Source organism: Streptomyces sp. NPDC002787 (assembly GCF_053592095.1).
In genome coordinates, this window is sequence record NZ_JBSFVC010000015.1 from 190,836 (window position 1) to 206,368 (window position 15,533).

Below are 15,533 nucleotides of genomic sequence, written 5' to 3' on the forward strand. Positions count from 1 at the left end.
TCCTTGCTTTCTCATGGGGCGGTCACTCGCGAGGGCCCGGCCTGCCGGAAGGGGCTCGACAGTCCTCATCACTCCTCATCAGTCCCCATCGTGTCGTAACGCGCCCTCGCGACAGCGAGGGGGTCAGGGGGCCAGTGACCTGGTACGGCCGCCCGCGGACGCGTCGGCGGGCGGCCGTACGCTTGCCCCGTGGAGGACTACGACATCCTGGACACCCCGGACAGCGCCGCCCCGGACGGCCGCCAGCCGCGCCCGCAGTCGCTCATGCTCGCCTTCTTCGGCAACCACGTGCTGGAGGAGGGGGAGCGTGATCTGGTTGTGTACTCGGGCAGCGTCATCGACGTGCTCGGCCGCGTCGGAGTGGGCGAACAGGCCGTACGCTCCACGCTGACCCGCATGGTCAACCGGGGTCTGCTGCGCCGCCAGCGCGAGGGGCGCAGGATGTACTTCGGCCTCACCCCGCAGGCGACGCGTGTCCTGTGGGACGGCCGCACCCGCATCTGGAAACAGGGTGCCGTCAACGACGACTGGGACGGCACCTGGACCCTCCTGGGCTTCTCCCTCCCCGACGCCTGGAAGCGCCAGCGCCACGACCTGCGCTCCCGGCTCACCTGGTCAGGGTTCGGGGCGTTGTACAGCGGGCTGTGGATCGCCCCCGGGGACGTCGATGTCGTCGCCGTCGTCGCGGAACTCGGGCTCACCGCCCACGTCAAGATCTTCCACGCGCGGGCGAACGTCGCCACCGACATCGAGCTGATGATCCGCGACACCTGGGACCTGGACAGCATCGCCGCCCGCTACGTCACCTTCGACAAGCGCTGGACGGCCCACGGGGGCACGGGCTCCGGGAGCGCTTCCGGCTCTGGTTCCACGTCCGGGTCCGGCCCCGGCCCCGGCCCCGGCCCCGGTACCGGTACCGGTGTCGACCCACTCGGCACCCGGCTACGGCTCGTCAGCGAATGGCTGTGGACCATCCGTACCGACCCCCGGCTCCCCACCCGCCACCTTCCCCCCGACTGGCCCGCCCGCGCCGCCGAGGAGACCTTCCACCGCGTCGCCGAACAGACCAGGGAGCCGGCCAGGCGGATGGCCCTCGAACTCCTGGACACGGTCCCGCTGCGCCAGGCCTGACCGGTTCGCTGAGCCGGGCGAAGGGGGAGAACGCTGGTCCGGGGTTCAGAATCAGCTCCCGAGCTGCGGAGAAGACCGAGCCGGGGTTCGGGAACGCCCGTCGCCGGGGGCGGACTAGAGGGTGACCAGGTCCGGGAACGGTGTGGGGGTGGAGTCGTTCAGTTCGGCCCAGACCGTTTTGCCCTGGCGGGCTCGGCGGGTGCCCCAGTGTTCGGCGAGTTGGGCGACCAGGAGGAGGCCGCGGCCGCCCTCGTCGAAGACACGGGCCCGGCGCAGGAGCGGGGTGGTGCCGCCGGAGTCGGAGACCTCGCACATGAGGGTGCGGTCGTGGATGAGGCGCAGCCGGATGGGGGGCCGGCCGTAGCGGATGGCGTTGGTGACGAGTTCGCTGACCACCAGCTCGGCGGTGAACTCCAGCTCCCCCAGGCCCCATGCGCCCAGCTGCCGGGAGACGTTCGCCCTGGCCCGGGCGACGGCGGCGGGTTCGGCCGCCATGTCCCAGGTGGCGACCTGGCCCGCGCCGAGGGCATGGGTCCGGGCCAGGAGCAGCGCGACGTCGTCGGGTGGCCGGGCGGGCAGCAGGGCGTCGAGTACGGCGTCGCAGGTGGCCTCCAGGGAGTCCGCGGGCCGGGCCAGGGCGTCGCGGAGCCGGTCCAGGCCCACGCCGATGTCGTGGTCCCGCGCCTCGATCAGTCCGTCGGTGTAGAGCGCGAGCAGGCTGCCCTCGGGGAGCTCCACCTCCGCCGCCTCGAACGGCAGCCCGCCCTGGCCGAGCGGCGGGCCCGGTGGCAGGTCGAGAATGTCGACGTGCCCGTCCCTCGACACCATGGCGGGCAACACGTGCCCCGCCCGAGCGAGGGTGCAGCGGCGCGAGACGGGGTCGTACACGGCGTAGAGACAGGTGGCACCGATAGCTCCGACGCCTTCCGTACCTTCGGCGACCTCGGATGTGGGGGTGGGTTCGGCCGGGTCGGGAATGTCGGGGGTGACGGGCGTGTCGGAAGCGTAGATGAGGCCGTTCGTTGTGACGGGTGTGGTCGCGTCGGGAGGGGTGGCTGCCTCGGCCGGCGCGGCGGGCGTGGTCGGGGTGGGGTCGGGCTCGTCCTCCGTGCCGCTCTCCGCCTCGGCGGCCAGGCGGATCACGACGTCGTCCAGGTGGGTGAGGAGTTCGTCGGGCGGCAGGTCGATGTCGGCCAGGGTCCGTACGGCGGTCCGGAGGCGGCCCATCGTGGCGGCGGCATGGATGCCGTGGCCCACGACGTCGCCCACGACGAGGGCGACCCGCGCTCCGGAGAGCGGGATGACGTCGTACCAGTCGCCGCCCACGCCGCCCTGGGCGTCGGCGGGAAGGTAGCGGAAGGCGACGTCGACGGCGGACTGCTTCGGGGTGCGGCGCGGGAGCAGGCTGCGCTGCAGGGTCAGGGCGATGGTGCGCGCGTGCGTGTAGCGGCGGGCGTTGTCGACGGCCACCGCCGCCCTCGCCGCGATCTCCTGGGCGAGCAGCAGATCCTCGTCGTCGAACGCGTCGGGGTTACGGTGCCGGCAGAACTGCGCGACCCCGAGCGTGGCCCCCCGGGCCCGCAACGGCACCACGAGCGTGGAGTGAACCCGGCCGACGCCACCGGCAGGGCCACCGCTCCCGGCGCCGCCACCACTCACAGCACCACCGCCACCGACACCACCGCCACCGTGCACATCACCCCTGACGTCCCCGGCACGCCCGCCATCCGCAGCACTCGCGCCGCCACCCTCTCCCTCTCCGCCGCCCCCGGCCCGGCCTCTCTCCCAGGCACACCCCCCGGCCGACGCCCCCGCAGCCCCCTCCTGCCCCCGGGCCCCGCCGTCGAGGCGGTGTCGGGTCGGTCGGCCTGTCGTCAGGGCGTGGGCCAGGGGTGAATCGGGCGGGTAGGTGTGCGGGCGGCGGCGGGGGCTCGTGGGCGCCGGGTCGGGTTCGACGACGGAGCGCTGGGCGAGCCGGTGGAGTACGGGCGAGGTGGGCGGGTCGTCCGCCGGGGCCTCGCGGGAGTTGAGCGCGGAGTCGAGCAGGTCGACGGTGACGAGGTCGGCGAACTTCTCGGTGGCGAAGTCGGCCAGCTCCTGGGTGGTGCGCCCGATGTCGAGGGTGGTGCCGATACGCATGCTCGCCTCGTTCACCATCGACAGCCGCCACCGCAGCCGCCGGTCCCGTTCCTCCTCGTACGCCACGACGCCCTGCTCGGAGGTGCGGTCGACGTACGCCGTCGCCGTCACGATCAGGCCGCGCGCGGCCTCGCTGATCAGGTTCGCGTCATCGGTGCGCCGGGACATCTCTTCGAGGAGGCGGTCGAGGAGGACTCTCTGGCCGACCCGGAAGCCCCGCAGCACGGCGCCGATGGGGACGCCGTGCCGGGCCAGCCGGCGGACGCGGGCCAGCTCGGCGGCCGGCGCCCCGATGCCGCCCGGGTCGACCCCGTGGGCGAGGCCGCTCAGCACCGCGACGATGTGTGCGGCGACGTTCTCCGACGTCATGGCGCCGGAGTGCTCCCACAGTTCGGGCGCCTCACGGCGCAGGCACCGCTCCACCTCGGCGATCAACTCGTCCGTTCTGAAGGCGAGCTCGCGCGCGACACGGGACACAAGACCGTCAGCCGTGGAGTCCACAGTCACGACGGTACGCCGAACAAGCGCGTACGCCCTGTCGTGGGCCCGCCCGGTCCGCCGTCCCCCGGAGGAAACGGTTCACGTGGTGGTCGATGATCAGGGGCCGGTGCCGTCAGCCGATCGCTGCACCGTACACATGGTCGACCGCGAGGGTGATGAGGACGCGGCGGTCGGAGACCATCACCGAGCGGTACTCGTCCCAGTCCGGGTGTTCCCCGGCGGCGGCACGGTAGTAGTCCACCAGCGCCTGGACCTCCGGGCCCTGGGGGTCCGTGCCCGGTCCGACGAGGTGGGCCGTGCCCTCGGCGGTGGCCCAGGACATGCCGTCGGAGCTGGTCACCTCCAGGGCCGCGCGCGGGTCCCGGCGCAGGTTGGCGGTCTTGGCGGTGGCCTCGGTGGTGGAGATGTGGATGACGCCCGCCTCTTCGTCGTAGAAGGGCATGACGGGGGACAGTTGCGGGCGGCCGTCGGACTTGAGGGTGGCGAGGACGCCGAGCCGGCTCTTCGCCAGCAGTGCACGCGGGTTGAACGGTGTGGCGGTCATGCGAGGATCATCGACCTTCACACCGGTGTACGGGAAGCGGGCGTACTGCTCGGGGAGTTGAGCTCTCGGGGGACCGGCCCCGGGGGACGGTCAGGACTGCGAGGGGCTTCGCCGACCGCTCACTTCCCCGGCCGGTCGGGTGCTCAGAACGGCTTGCGGCTGCTCACCGCGCCCCCTGTGACCCGTCCGCCTCCTCGGCCCTTACCTCGGGCCGGTTATTGTGACGAGGCGAATCGAACGTACGCAGGGCTGGCGGAGGGCACGTGGTGTCGGACGTAGGGCGGCTCATCGCCGGGCGCTACCGGCTCACGGAGCAGATAGGCCGCGGCGGCATGGGCACGGTGTGGCGTGCCGGGGACGAGGTCCTCGACCGCCAGGTCGCGGTGAAGCGGCTGCATGTGCAGCCGCACCTGTCCGCCGACGACCTCGTCACCCTGTACGAGCGCACCCGCCGCGAGGCCCGCAGCGCGGCCCGCATCGCGCACCCGAATGTGATCGTCGTCCATGACGTCGTCGACGACCACGTGGACGACGGCGCGGGCGGCACCGGTGACGGGCGGCCCTGCATCGTCATGGAGTACGTCCCGGCGCCCACCCTCGCCGATCTCCTCTCGGAGGGCCGGACCGTCCCGCCCGAGGAGGCGGCCCGTATCGGTCTGGGCATGGTCGCCGCGCTGCGCGCCGCGCACGCCGCCGGGGTGCTGCACCGCGACGTCAAGCCCGGGAACGTCCTGCTCGGCGCCGAGGGCCGGATCGTCCTCACCGACTTCGGCATCGCGATGACCGCGGAGGCCTCGACCCTGACCAAGACGGGCGAGATGGTCGGGTCCATCCACTACATGGCCCCGGAGCGGATCCGCGGACAGAAGCCCGGCCCGGCGTCGGACCTGTGGGCCCTGGGCGCGACCCTCTACCAGGCGGTCGAGGGCCGCCCGCCGTTCCGCCGCCTCACCGCGATGGAGGCCGCGTACGCCATCGCCGTGGACCCCTTGGAGCCCCTGAAGCAGGGCGGCGCCCTGACACCCCTCGTCGAGGCCCTCCTCGCCAAGGACCCCGCCGACCGCCCCTGCGTCGAACAGACGGAACGGGCACTGCGGGCCGTGGCGTCCGGCTCGACGACGATCGCCCTGCCGACGCCGGGCGCCGGGGGCGAAGTCAACGGGGGCGGGGTCGCCGGGGGCGCGTCCATCGGGGGCTACAGCGGAGGCACGTCCACGGGCGGCTCGTACGGCGGCGGCACGGCCGTCGGCGGCTCGTACGCGGAAGGCTCGTACGACGGGCGGGACACCGGTGGTCGGCACACGGACCAAAGCCAGGGCCAGGGAACGGTCTCGGGCGCGTACACGGAGACGGCGGACTGGGGCGTAGGCCGGAGCAGGGGCGGTGGCACAGGCGGTGGCACAGGCGGTGGCACCGACCGTGAAGCCTGGCGGGCGGCCGGTCAGGAGGCGGAGCGCGACCCTGGCCGGGGCGGTGCGGGCCGAGACGGCGCCCGGGGCGGCCCCCCGGGCGGTGCGGGTCCGGAAGGCGGCGGGTCCGCGCGTCGCGGCCGGGGAAAGCGCCGTGTCCTCGTCCCGCTCGTCGTCGCCGTGACCGTGGCCGCCACGGTCGCCGGGGCGACGCTCTACCTGACGTCCGACCCCGAGGGGGACGCCGCCCCCCGGGGCGGCGGCAACTCCGCAGGCGCCACCCCGTCCTCCTCCCCCTCCCCCGTCCCCGACGGCTTCCACCTGGTCACGGACAGGACCCTCGGCATCTCCTTCCCCGTCCCGGACGGCTGGAAGGCCGACAAACGGACGGCCGAGTCGGTCACCTACACCGATGAGACGAAACTGGCCGGGCTCACGATCGGCATCGTGGACCCCGCCGGCTCGGACCCCATGGCCCATTTCAAGGACATCGAGGCCAACACCAAGGTCAACTATCCCGGCTCGTACCGGCGGCTGCGCATGCAGCAGACCACCTTCCGTGGGCAGCCGGCGGCCGTGTGGGAGTTCACCTTCCAGGGCCGGGCCCGCGCCTTCCGCGCCATCGACCTCGGTTACGGCCGCGCGGGCGAGCGGGAGTACGACATCTACCTCTCGGCCCCGGAGGCCGACTGGGACACCTACCGGCCCGTCTTCGACAAGGCCAGGGACGGCTTCATCACAGGCGTCTCCTGAGCCCCTTCCCCCCGTCGTCACGGGCGTCTCCTGAGCCCCTTCTCCCCGGCGGGATCCGCGGGGCCGATCACCCCTCCCCGGGACCCGTGGGCGCCCGAGCCCCGGTCGGCGCCACGTGCAGCCGGAACCCGGCGACCTCGTGGGCGGGCCACGCCCGGGCGTACTCGGGTGGGCCGCCGCCCGGTGCGACGAGGGTGGCCACGGGAATGCGTTCGGCGGTGCGCAGGATGCCGTCCCGGGTGATGTTGGCGTTGTTGCCGTGGGTGTGGGCGGAGGCGCAGCCGGCGTAGTACGCGATGGGGATGGCGTAGTCACCGGTCAGCAAGCAGGGTGGCCGTACGCCGAGGCGCCGCAGTTCGGCGGCGGTGCGGTCCCAGTCGCGATGGAACGCGGTCGTGCGCTCGACGGTGCGGGCCAGTACCGCGTACTGCACCGCCAGATGTCCGAGGAGCCCGAGCGCCACGACCGCCCCCACGACCGGCCGCCAGGCCCCGCCCGGCCCAGTGACGAGGTCGAGCAGGGCGTCGGCGACGGGGAGCGCGAGCAGGGCGTACGCGGGCAGCAGGAAGCGCGGCGCGGCGTACCCGATGAGGAACAGATAGGGGACGGCGGCCGTGGCTGCACAGGCCAACGGCACCACCGTGGGTGCCGCCTGGCCGGCCCTGAGTGCGACGGCCAGCCCGAGCACGGCAAGCACCGGCAGCACGAACCACCAGGCGATGACCACCGGGTGCGGCATGTCGCCGGTGCAGGGGCGGCACAGGGTGCGGCCCACGAGGCTGCGCAGCTGGTCGTCGACGGCGATGTTCCAGCCCAGCCCGCCCTGGATCCGCGACGCGTCGGCGAGCCGCCGCGCGAGACCGCCGTACTGGAGATACGCCTCGACGACCCAGGCCCCCGCCCCGCTGCCGAGCCCAGCCAGCATCGCGAGCGCCGGCCGCGACCGCCGCCGGCTCCGTACGCCCACCAGCAGTACGAACAGCGGAAGAGTCACCCACACCGTGTCCGTGGGCCGCATCCACGCCATCAGCGCGGTACCGGCGCCGACGCCCCACAACGCCGCCCGGTCCAGGGGATCGTTCCGCGCCCGCAGGAAGCACCCCACGCAGAGGAGCGCACCGATCGCGACCCAGTAGTTGGGCATGGCCTGCGGTCCGTAGAAGAGGGTCACCCACAAGGACGCGAACAGCGCGCCGCCGAGCGCCAGCACCCGCGCCGGGAATCGCCCCCGCCAGACGCGCAGGGCGAGATACAGCCCCAGCCCGGACAGCACCGCCAGATACACCCGCAGCAGCACGGTGGACGACGACCACGCGGCGACCGGCGCGACCAGCAGCGACACGCCCCGGGCGCGCGGAGCGCTGAAGAACGCCGACGGCGCGTGCGGGCTGACCTGACTGACGTATACCGACTCGTCCCAGCCGAGTCCCATTCCCGGTGGGACGAGGAGGAGTTGGGCCAGCGTGAAGGCGCCGGCCACGGCGGCGACGGGACCGAGTGCCGACGCCTTGGTGGCCGCCGCAGTCGTGACGGGGGCGACGACGGGAACGGTGTTCGAACCAATACGCATGGACCCATCCCGAACGCGGAAGACGAAAAGCCTCTAACGGAAGACGAAAAGCCTCTAAAGAGACAAAAGGATGAGATGCCGACTGCGGCTCGGAGGGCAACCGCGCCGCCCCGCAGCCCTCCACCACCCGCTCGGCTCAGTACGCCCGCCTTTTACGCCCGCCTGTTACGCGCCGCGTGGCGCCCGCCCGTTACGCGAGGGCCCTCTTCCTCCTATGGCGTACGCCTGCTTAGCGTGCGCGTCATGGATCATCGACAGCAGCCGCCCGTGAAGCACTTCGACCACTGCCCCTGGCTGTTCGAGAAGGAGGCGACGGAGGAGCAGCGAGCCACCCAGCGGGATCGGCAACGGTCGCTCGGCGGAGACAGCGAAGTGGGCGAGCGCTGCTACGTGGCCGAGTCGGCGGCGGTCTTCCCCGACCTCCTCCGCCTCGGCGACGACTCGTACATCGCCGCCCACGCCTACGTCACCGGCGACCTGACCACCGGCACGGACTGCACGCTCAACCCGTTCACCGTCGTACGCGGCACGATCTCCCTGGGCAACGGCGTACGCATCGGCGCCCACACCTCGCTCCTCGGTTTCAACCACTCCACCGCGCCCGACGAACCGGTCTTCCGCCAGCCCCAGACCAGCCGGGGCATCACCGTCGGCGACGACGTCTGGATCGGCTCCCACGTGGTCGTCGTCGACGGCGTCACCATCGGCGACCACTGCGTCATCGGTGCCGGGGCGGTGGTGACGAAGGATGTGCCGGCGTGGACGGTGGCGGCGGGGAACCCGGCGAGGAGGATCCGGGACCGGCGTGAGACGAAATCCTCGGTCGGCGGTGACGTCCTCACCCGGTTCGCCGACACCGCCCGCACCCAGGCCGCGGACATCATCGCCCGCCGCTGGAACGGCGAGCACTACACCGACCGCCCCGGCGCCGCGCCCACCGTGCGAGCGCACTGCGACGCCGTGGAGCTCGCCGACCTGCTGCTGTCGTCCGCTCCCGAGCAGCTCGACCCGGCGGAACACATCGAGCGCCTGACGGCCCTCCAGGACCGGCAAACCGGCCTGATACCCGAGCTCGGCGACCAACCGCCCCTCACGGACGCGGACGGCTTCATCGGCGAGGGCCCAGCCCTGTACCACGTCCTGTCGGTGGGCTACGCCCTGGACCTCCTGGGATCACGCTTCCCCCAACCCCCCACCAGTGTAGGCAAGATGACGCCCGATCAATTGATCACCCGCCTGGAGGGGTTGCCCTGGCGGGACGGCGCGTGGGGCGCCGGAGCATGGATCGACTCCTGGGCGACAGCCGCACACTGGAACCTGCGCCACCCCGACACCGCCGGTCTCACCCGGGGCACCCTGGAAGCCCTCTTCGGCTGGCTCCTCACCCGGGCCGACCCCTGGACCGGCATGTGGGGCACCGCCTCGACCACCACCGGCCGCCTCCAGGTGGTCAACGGCTACTACCGGCTCACACGGGGTTCCTTCGCGCAGTTCGGGGTGCCCGTTCCGCACCCGGAGCGGGTCGTGGACGCCGTACTGGACCACAGCCGGGACACCCGCTACTTCGGCGCGGGGCGTGAGAACGCCTGCAACGTCCTGGACGTCGCCCATCCGCTCTGGCTGTGCACAGGACAGCTGGGCGGCCGCGCCGGAGGCGACGACAGCTACCGGGCAGCCGAGATCCGCACCTGGGCCGAACAGCAGCTCACCGCCGCCCTGTCCCGCTGGCAGGACGGAAAGGGCTTCGTCTTCGGACCGGGCACGGCGGGCCCGGGACCGGAACCGGGCCTGCAGGGCACGGAGATGTGGTTGGCCATCATCTGGCTCCTGGCAGACCTGGTGGGGCGATCGGACAGCCTCGGGTACCGTCCGCGTGGGGTGCATCGCCCCGAGCCGGGCGGCGACCACCGCTGAGGCGCGACGGCGAACGGCCGCGATCGTCAGGAAGCCCCTCCTGGACGCCCCTTCGGGGAAGGGGCCGTCGTGGCAGGAGAGTCGTCCTGACGACCCGGCCGTCGTCGGCGGCGTGGCTGCCCGCGGGGAGCGGCCGCCGTGCGTTACACGGCCCCGTCCTTCGAGGGGACCGCGGGTGCGGTGAGGTCGTCCTCCTCGGGGAGTTCCTCGACGTCCACTCCACGGACCTGGGCCAACTCGTGTTTGAGGGCGGCGAGTTCGGTGCCGCCGGCCATGTGGTTGGTGAGTTCTTCGAGGCTGACCTGGTCGCGGGCGGCGGAGAGTTCGAGGGTGCCCAGGCGCAGGACGCTGAAGTGGTCGCCGACCATGTAGGCGTGGTGGGGGTTGTGGGTGATGAAGATGACGCCGAGGCCCCGGTCACGGGCGGCGGCGATGTACTTCAGCACCACGCCGGACTGCTTCACGCCGAGCGCGGCGGTCGGCTCGTCCAGGATGAGGACCCGGGCGCCGAAGTAGACGGCGCGGGCGATGGCGACGCACTGGCGCTGGCCGCCGGAGAGGGTGCCGATGGGCTGGTCGAGGTCGTCCAGGACGATGCCCATGTTGCGCAGCTCGGCGTCCGCGGTCCGCTTCATCTTGTCGATGTCGAGGCGGCGGACGGGCCAGGGGCCCTTCGTCATCTCGGAGCCGAGGAAGAAGTTGCGCCAGACCGGCATCAGGGGCACGGTGGCCAGGTCCTGGTAGACGGTGGCGATGCCGGCGTCGAGGGCCTCGCGGGGGGTGGAGAAGCGGACCGGGGTGCCGTCGATGAGGACGTCGCCCTCGGTGTGCTGGTGCAGCCCGGAGATGATCTTGATGAGGGTGGACTTGCCGGCGCCGTTGTCGCCGAGGACGCAGGTGACGCGGCCGGGATGGACGCTGAGGTTGACGCCGTGCAGGGCGCGGACGTTGCCGTAGGCCTTGCCGGTGTTCCTCAGTTCGACCACGGGCGTCTCGCCCTCGGGCGCGGTGCCGGTGATGCCGGCGGCGTCGGTCTGGTTCGTGTCGGTCATGGGGTGGTTCACCTCCGGGTCGCCTGGCTGCGGACCCACAAGTTGACGAGGGCGGCGATCAGGAGCATCACGCCGAGGAAGGCCTTGAACCAGTCGGGGTTCCAGTTGGCGTAGACGATGCCCTGGTTGACCATGCCGAAGATGAAGGCGCCGATGACCGGGCCGATCGCGGAGCCGTAGCCGCCGGTCAGCAGGCAGCCGCCGATCACCGCGGCGATGATGTACAGGAACTCGTTGCCCACGCCCTCGTTGGACTGCACCGTGTTGAACGAGAACAGCAGGTGCATGCCCACGAACCAGGCGCCCGCGCCGACGCCCATGAACAGCGCGACCTTCGTGAAGTTCACCGGCACGCCCACGGCTCGCGCGCTGTCCTTGTTGCCGCCGACGGCGAAGATCCAGTTGCCGAACTTGGTGCGCAGCAGCAGCCAGGTGGCGATGGCCGCGAAGACCAGCCAGTAGAAGATCGTGATTTTGAAGTCGACGCCGCCGATGCCGACTTCCGAGGCGAAGATGCTCTTGGCCTGGTCGAAGCCGTCCATGTCGGCGATCGAGTCGGACGCGACGTTGCCGGTGAAGATCTTCGTCACGGCGAGGTTGGAGCCCTGGAGGATCAGGAACGAGCCCAGGGTCACCAGGAAGCTCGGCAGACCCGTCTTGATGAGCAGCCAGCCGTTGAACGCGCCCACCGCCAGCGACACGATCAGTGCGACGATCACGCCGGTCCACACGTTCACCGTCAGCTGGAAGCTGATGATCGCGGCGGTGAGCGCCGAGGTGGTGACCGCGACACCGGCGGAGAGGTCGAACTCGCCGCCGATCATCAGCAGGGCCACCGGCAGGGCCATGATGCCCATCACCGACGCCTGGTAGAGCACGGTCGCCAGGGAGCCGGCCTCCCGGAAGGACGGGGCGACGGCGAAGAAGAACGCGTAGACGCCGATCGCGGCGATGAGGGCGCCGACCTCGGGGCGGGCCAACAGGCGTCGGCCCAGGGAGCGTTCAGCGGTACGGCCGTCCTTCTGGGCGGCCGGCGGAGCCGGCGGCGAGGAGGAACCCGCCGCCGGTGCCGTTGCTTGGGTCATGGTCGGATCACCGGGTGCCCTTCGCGGCGAACGAGGCGATCGTGTCGACGTTGTCCTTGTCCACGAAGGCCGGACCGGTCAGCACCGGCTCCTCGCCACCGCCGCTGTAGTTGCCGTTGTTCTTGTAGAGCCACAGGGAGTCCACGGCCAAGTAGCCCTGGAGGTAGGGCTGCTGGTCGACGGCGAACTCGATGTCGCCGGCCTTGATGGCGTCCGTCAGCTCCTTGTTGAGGTCGAACGTCGCGACCTTCGCCTTGCTGCTCGCGTCGTCCACGGACTGCACGGCGGTCAGGGCGATCGGGGCGCCGAGGGTGACGACCTCGTCGATGGAGGTGTCCTGCTTGAGCTTGGCGGTGATGGTGGACTTCACCGACGGCATGTCCGTGCCGTTGACGTAGAGGTTCTCGGTCTCGCCCTCGAACGTCTTCTTCACGCCGGCGCAGCGCGCCTCCAGGGAGACGTTGCCCTGCTCGTGGATGACGCAGACCGCGTGCTTCGCGCCCGTCTCGTTGAGCTTCTTGCCGAAGGCCTCGCCGGAGACGGTCTCGTCCTGGCCGAAGAACGACAGCAGCCCCTGCTCCTGCCACACGTCCATACCGGAGTTGAGGCCCACGACGGGGATACCGGCCTTCTCCGCCTTGGCGATGACGTCCTTCATCGCGTCGGGCTTGGCGAGGGTGACGGCGATGCCGTCGACCTTCTGGTCGATCGCGTTCTGGACGAGGTTGGCCTGGTTGGCCGCGTTCGGGTCGTTGGAGTAGACCAGCTCGACGTTGTCCTTGTCGGCGGCCGTCTGCGCACCCTTGCGGACGATGTCCCAGAAGGTGTCGCCCTGGCCGGCGTGGGTCACCATCGCGACCGTCATCTTCGGGGTGTCCGCCTTGCCCGCGGATCCGTCGGCCCCGCTCTCCTCGGCCTCCTTGCCGCCGGAACTGCTGGAGCAGCCGGCTATCAGCAGCGCGGACGCCGCGGCCATGGCGAAGAAGGGGGCCACTCTGCGTGAGCGGGGGTGAAACGTGCGGTCCATCTTTCCTGCACCTCACTGTGCGACAGGGGGAAAGGAACGGGACAGCGTCGGGCGGAGTGCCCGCGCGGGCCCGGACATTGAAGTCCGGATCATTGTGCCGGTAGGCCGTCTGCGCTGTTTCGTTGGGACGGGATACAAACCCGTCCCCCACACGCCTGTCAAGACTTTGTTAAGACATCATTTCACGAGCAGGTCCGAATGTCTGTACAAATCCTTGACAGAAGGTCACTCCGCGTCCTACACCTGGGATACATCCGGACCCGAGTGTGCCCATCCCCGTGCGCGAGGGGCTCCCGGTGACCGCATCCCCCACCCGAGGAGCGACGCGCATGCCCGAGTCCGCCGAATCGTTCGATCCGATCGCCATGGGCCGTTTCGGAATCGATCTCGATCCGTTGCAGACCGGCGTCCCAGTCACGCGCGTCGGGCCCTCCGGGAAGTCTCTCTGAGGCTCCGGCACGAGAAGCCTCACCCCCACCCAAGCCCCGCCCCCGCCACGACCCCTTCGCCCTGTGAGGTCCCGATGTCCCAGCCCACCCGTCGTCTGACCGTCGCCCAGGCGCTGGTGCGGTTCCTGTCCGCGCAGTACACCGAGCGCGACGGTGTGCGCCACCGGCTGATCGCCGGGACGTGGGGCATCTTCGGCCACGGCAATGTCGCGGGGCTCGGCCAGGCCCTCCTGGAGGCCGGTGAGGAGACGATGCCGTTCCACCAGGGCCGCAACGAGCAGTCCATGGTGCACGCCGCCGTCGGTTACGCCCGCCAGCTGAACCGCCTCTCCGCCCAGGCCGTCACCACCTCCATCGGCCCCGGCGCCACCAACCTGGTCACCGGCGCCGCCCTGGCCACCATCAACCGGCTGCCCGTCCTCCTCCTGCCCGGCGACTACTTCGCGACCCGCACCGCCGACCCGCTGCTCCAGCAGCTGGAGCACCCGACCGAGGCCGACGTCTCGGTCAACGACACCCTGCGCCCGGTCTCCCGCCACTTCGACCGCGTCACCCGCCCCGAGGCCCTGATCCCCGCCGCCCTCAACGCCGTGCGGGTCCTCGCCGACCCGGCCGACACCGGCGCCGTCACCCTCGCCCTGCCGCAGGACGTCCAGGCGGAGGCGTACGACTGGCCGGAGGAGTTCTTCGCCGAGCGCGTGTGGGGCGTACGGCGTCCCGTGCCCGACCCGGTCGAGCTGGCGGAGGCCGTACGGGCCATCCGCAACGCGCGAAGGCCCCTGATCGTCGCGGGCGGCGGCATCCACCACAGCGAGGCCGAGGACGCCCTGAAAGCGCTGGTCGACGCCACGGGCATCCCGGTCGCGTCCACCCAGGCGGGCAAGGGGTCCCTGCGGTACGACCACCCGGCCGACCTCGGCGGCATCGGCCACACGGGCACGGCGGTCTGCGACGACATCGCCCGCACCGCCGACCTGATCGTCGGCGTGGGCACCCGCTACACCGACTTCACCACCGCCTCCCACACCCTCTTCCAGACCCCGGACGTCCGTTTCGTCAACCTCAACATCGCCGCGTTCGACGCCCACAAGCTGGCGGCCCGGACGGTGGTCTGCGACGCGCGAGCGGGTCTCGAAGCGCTCACCGGCGCCCTCGCCGACCACCGGGTGAGCGAGCCGTACGAGGCCGAGTACCGGGCCGGCAAGGAGCGCTGGGAGCGGATCGTCGAGGCGGCCTACACCCCGGCCGACGAGCACGCCGTACCGACCCAGAGCCAGGTGCTCGGCGCCCTGGACGCGGTCGTCGGCGACGAGGACGTGGTCATCAACGCGGCCGGGTCGCTCCCCGGCGACCTGCACAAGCTGTGGCGGGCCCGCGGCCCCCGCCAGTACCACCTGGAGTACGGCTACTCCTGCATGGGCTATGAGATCCCGGCCGGGATCGGTGTCCAGCAGGCGGCGCCGGGGACGGCCGTCTGGTCGCTGGTCGGCGACGGCACGTACCTGATGATGCCGACGGAGATCGTGACGGCCGTCCAGGAGGGCCTGCCCGTCAACCTGGTCCTCATCCAGAACCACGGCTACGCCTCCATCGGCGGTCTCTCCGAGTCGGTGGGCGGTGAGCGCTTCGGCACCGCCTACCGCTACCGCGCCGCCGACGGCACGTTCTCCGGCGCCCCGCTCCCGGTGGACCTGGCGGCCAACGCGGCCAGCCTCGGCATGGACGTCATCCGCGCCAAGACCGTGAAGGAACTGCGCGACGCCCTGGCGGCGGCCCGCGTCTCGGAGCGGCCCACCTGCGTGTACGTGGAGACCGACCCGACGCCCACGACTCCCCCGGCGGAGGCGTGGTGGGACGTGCCGGTCGCGGAGACGGCCTCCCGCCCGGCCGCCGTCGAGGCCCGGGTGGCGTACGACCGCGAGGTGGCCAAGCAGCGCCGTCACCTCTGACGGAAGGTCG

At 71.7% G+C, this 15,533-nt stretch carries 10 protein-coding genes; 4 read left to right on the forward strand and 6 right to left on the reverse strand.

The window, feature by feature from the left end:
* Positions 1-189: 189 nt before the first annotated feature.
* Positions 190-1,131, forward strand: coding sequence for a PaaX family transcriptional regulator (locus tag ACWD26_RS22480; protein WP_451272659.1), 942 nt, complete (start codon positions 190-192; stop codon positions 1,129-1,131).
* 114 nt (positions 1,132-1,245) lie between these two features.
* Here the strand turns inward: ACWD26_RS22480 and ACWD26_RS22485 are convergent, their stop codons facing one another.
* The gene (locus ACWD26_RS22485; protein WP_451272661.1) at positions 1,246-3,771 is read right to left on the reverse strand and encodes a SpoIIE family protein phosphatase; all 2,526 of its coding nucleotides are present in this window, start codon (positions 3,769-3,771) and stop codon (positions 1,246-1,248) included.
* Positions 3,772-3,883: 112 nt separating this feature from the next.
* Positions 3,884-4,315 (reverse strand): PPOX class F420-dependent oxidoreductase, encoded by a 432-nt coding sequence (locus ACWD26_RS22490; protein ID WP_451272663.1) that lies wholly within the window; start codon positions 4,313-4,315, stop codon positions 3,884-3,886.
* Between the two features lie 263 nt (positions 4,316-4,578).
* Between ACWD26_RS22490 and ACWD26_RS22495 the strand changes: the two genes are divergently transcribed.
* On the forward strand, positions 4,579-6,477 hold the full coding sequence (locus ACWD26_RS22495) for a protein kinase domain-containing protein (RefSeq protein ID WP_451272665.1): 1,899 nt from the start codon (positions 4,579-4,581) through the stop codon (positions 6,475-6,477).
* Between the two features lie 67 nt (positions 6,478-6,544).
* Here ACWD26_RS22495 and ACWD26_RS22500 read toward each other — a convergent pair whose 3' ends face one another.
* Positions 6,545-8,047 carry a hypothetical protein gene (locus tag ACWD26_RS22500; RefSeq protein WP_451272667.1) on the reverse strand — a complete coding sequence of 501 codons (1,503 nt, stop codon included), beginning with the start codon at positions 8,045-8,047 and terminating at the stop codon, positions 6,545-6,547.
* Positions 8,048-8,290: 243 nt separating this feature from the next.
* Here ACWD26_RS22500 and ACWD26_RS22505 point away from each other — a divergent pair, with 243 nt between their 5' ends.
* Positions 8,291-9,961: an acyltransferase gene (locus ACWD26_RS22505; protein WP_451272669.1), complete on the forward strand. Its 1,671-nt coding sequence runs from the start codon at positions 8,291-8,293 to the stop codon at positions 9,959-9,961.
* A gap of 143 nt (positions 9,962-10,104) precedes the next feature.
* Here ACWD26_RS22505 and ACWD26_RS22510 read toward each other — a convergent pair whose 3' ends face one another.
* The 3 genes from ACWD26_RS22510 to ACWD26_RS22520 are packed head-to-tail and all read right to left on the reverse strand — an operon-like array spanning position 10,105 to position 13,125.
* On the reverse strand, positions 10,105-11,013 hold the full coding sequence (locus ACWD26_RS22510; protein ID WP_451272671.1) for an ATP-binding cassette domain-containing protein: 909 nt from the start codon (positions 11,011-11,013) through the stop codon (positions 10,105-10,107).
* A gap of 8 nt (positions 11,014-11,021) precedes the next feature.
* Positions 11,022-12,098, reverse strand: a complete 1,077-nt coding sequence (locus ACWD26_RS22515) for an ABC transporter permease (RefSeq protein WP_451272673.1) — start codon at positions 12,096-12,098, stop codon at positions 11,022-11,024.
* A 7-nt stretch (positions 12,099-12,105) separates the two neighbouring features.
* Positions 12,106-13,125, reverse strand: coding sequence for a sugar ABC transporter substrate-binding protein (locus ACWD26_RS22520; protein ID WP_451272675.1), 1,020 nt, complete (start codon positions 13,123-13,125; stop codon positions 12,106-12,108).
* A gap of 523 nt (positions 13,126-13,648) precedes the next feature.
* Between ACWD26_RS22520 and iolD the strand changes: the two genes are divergently transcribed.
* On the forward strand, positions 13,649-15,523 hold the full coding sequence (gene iolD / locus ACWD26_RS22525) for a 3D-(3,5/4)-trihydroxycyclohexane-1,2-dione acylhydrolase (decyclizing) (RefSeq protein WP_451272677.1): 1,875 nt from the start codon (positions 13,649-13,651) through the stop codon (positions 15,521-15,523).
* Positions 15,524-15,533: the final 10 nt, after the last annotated feature.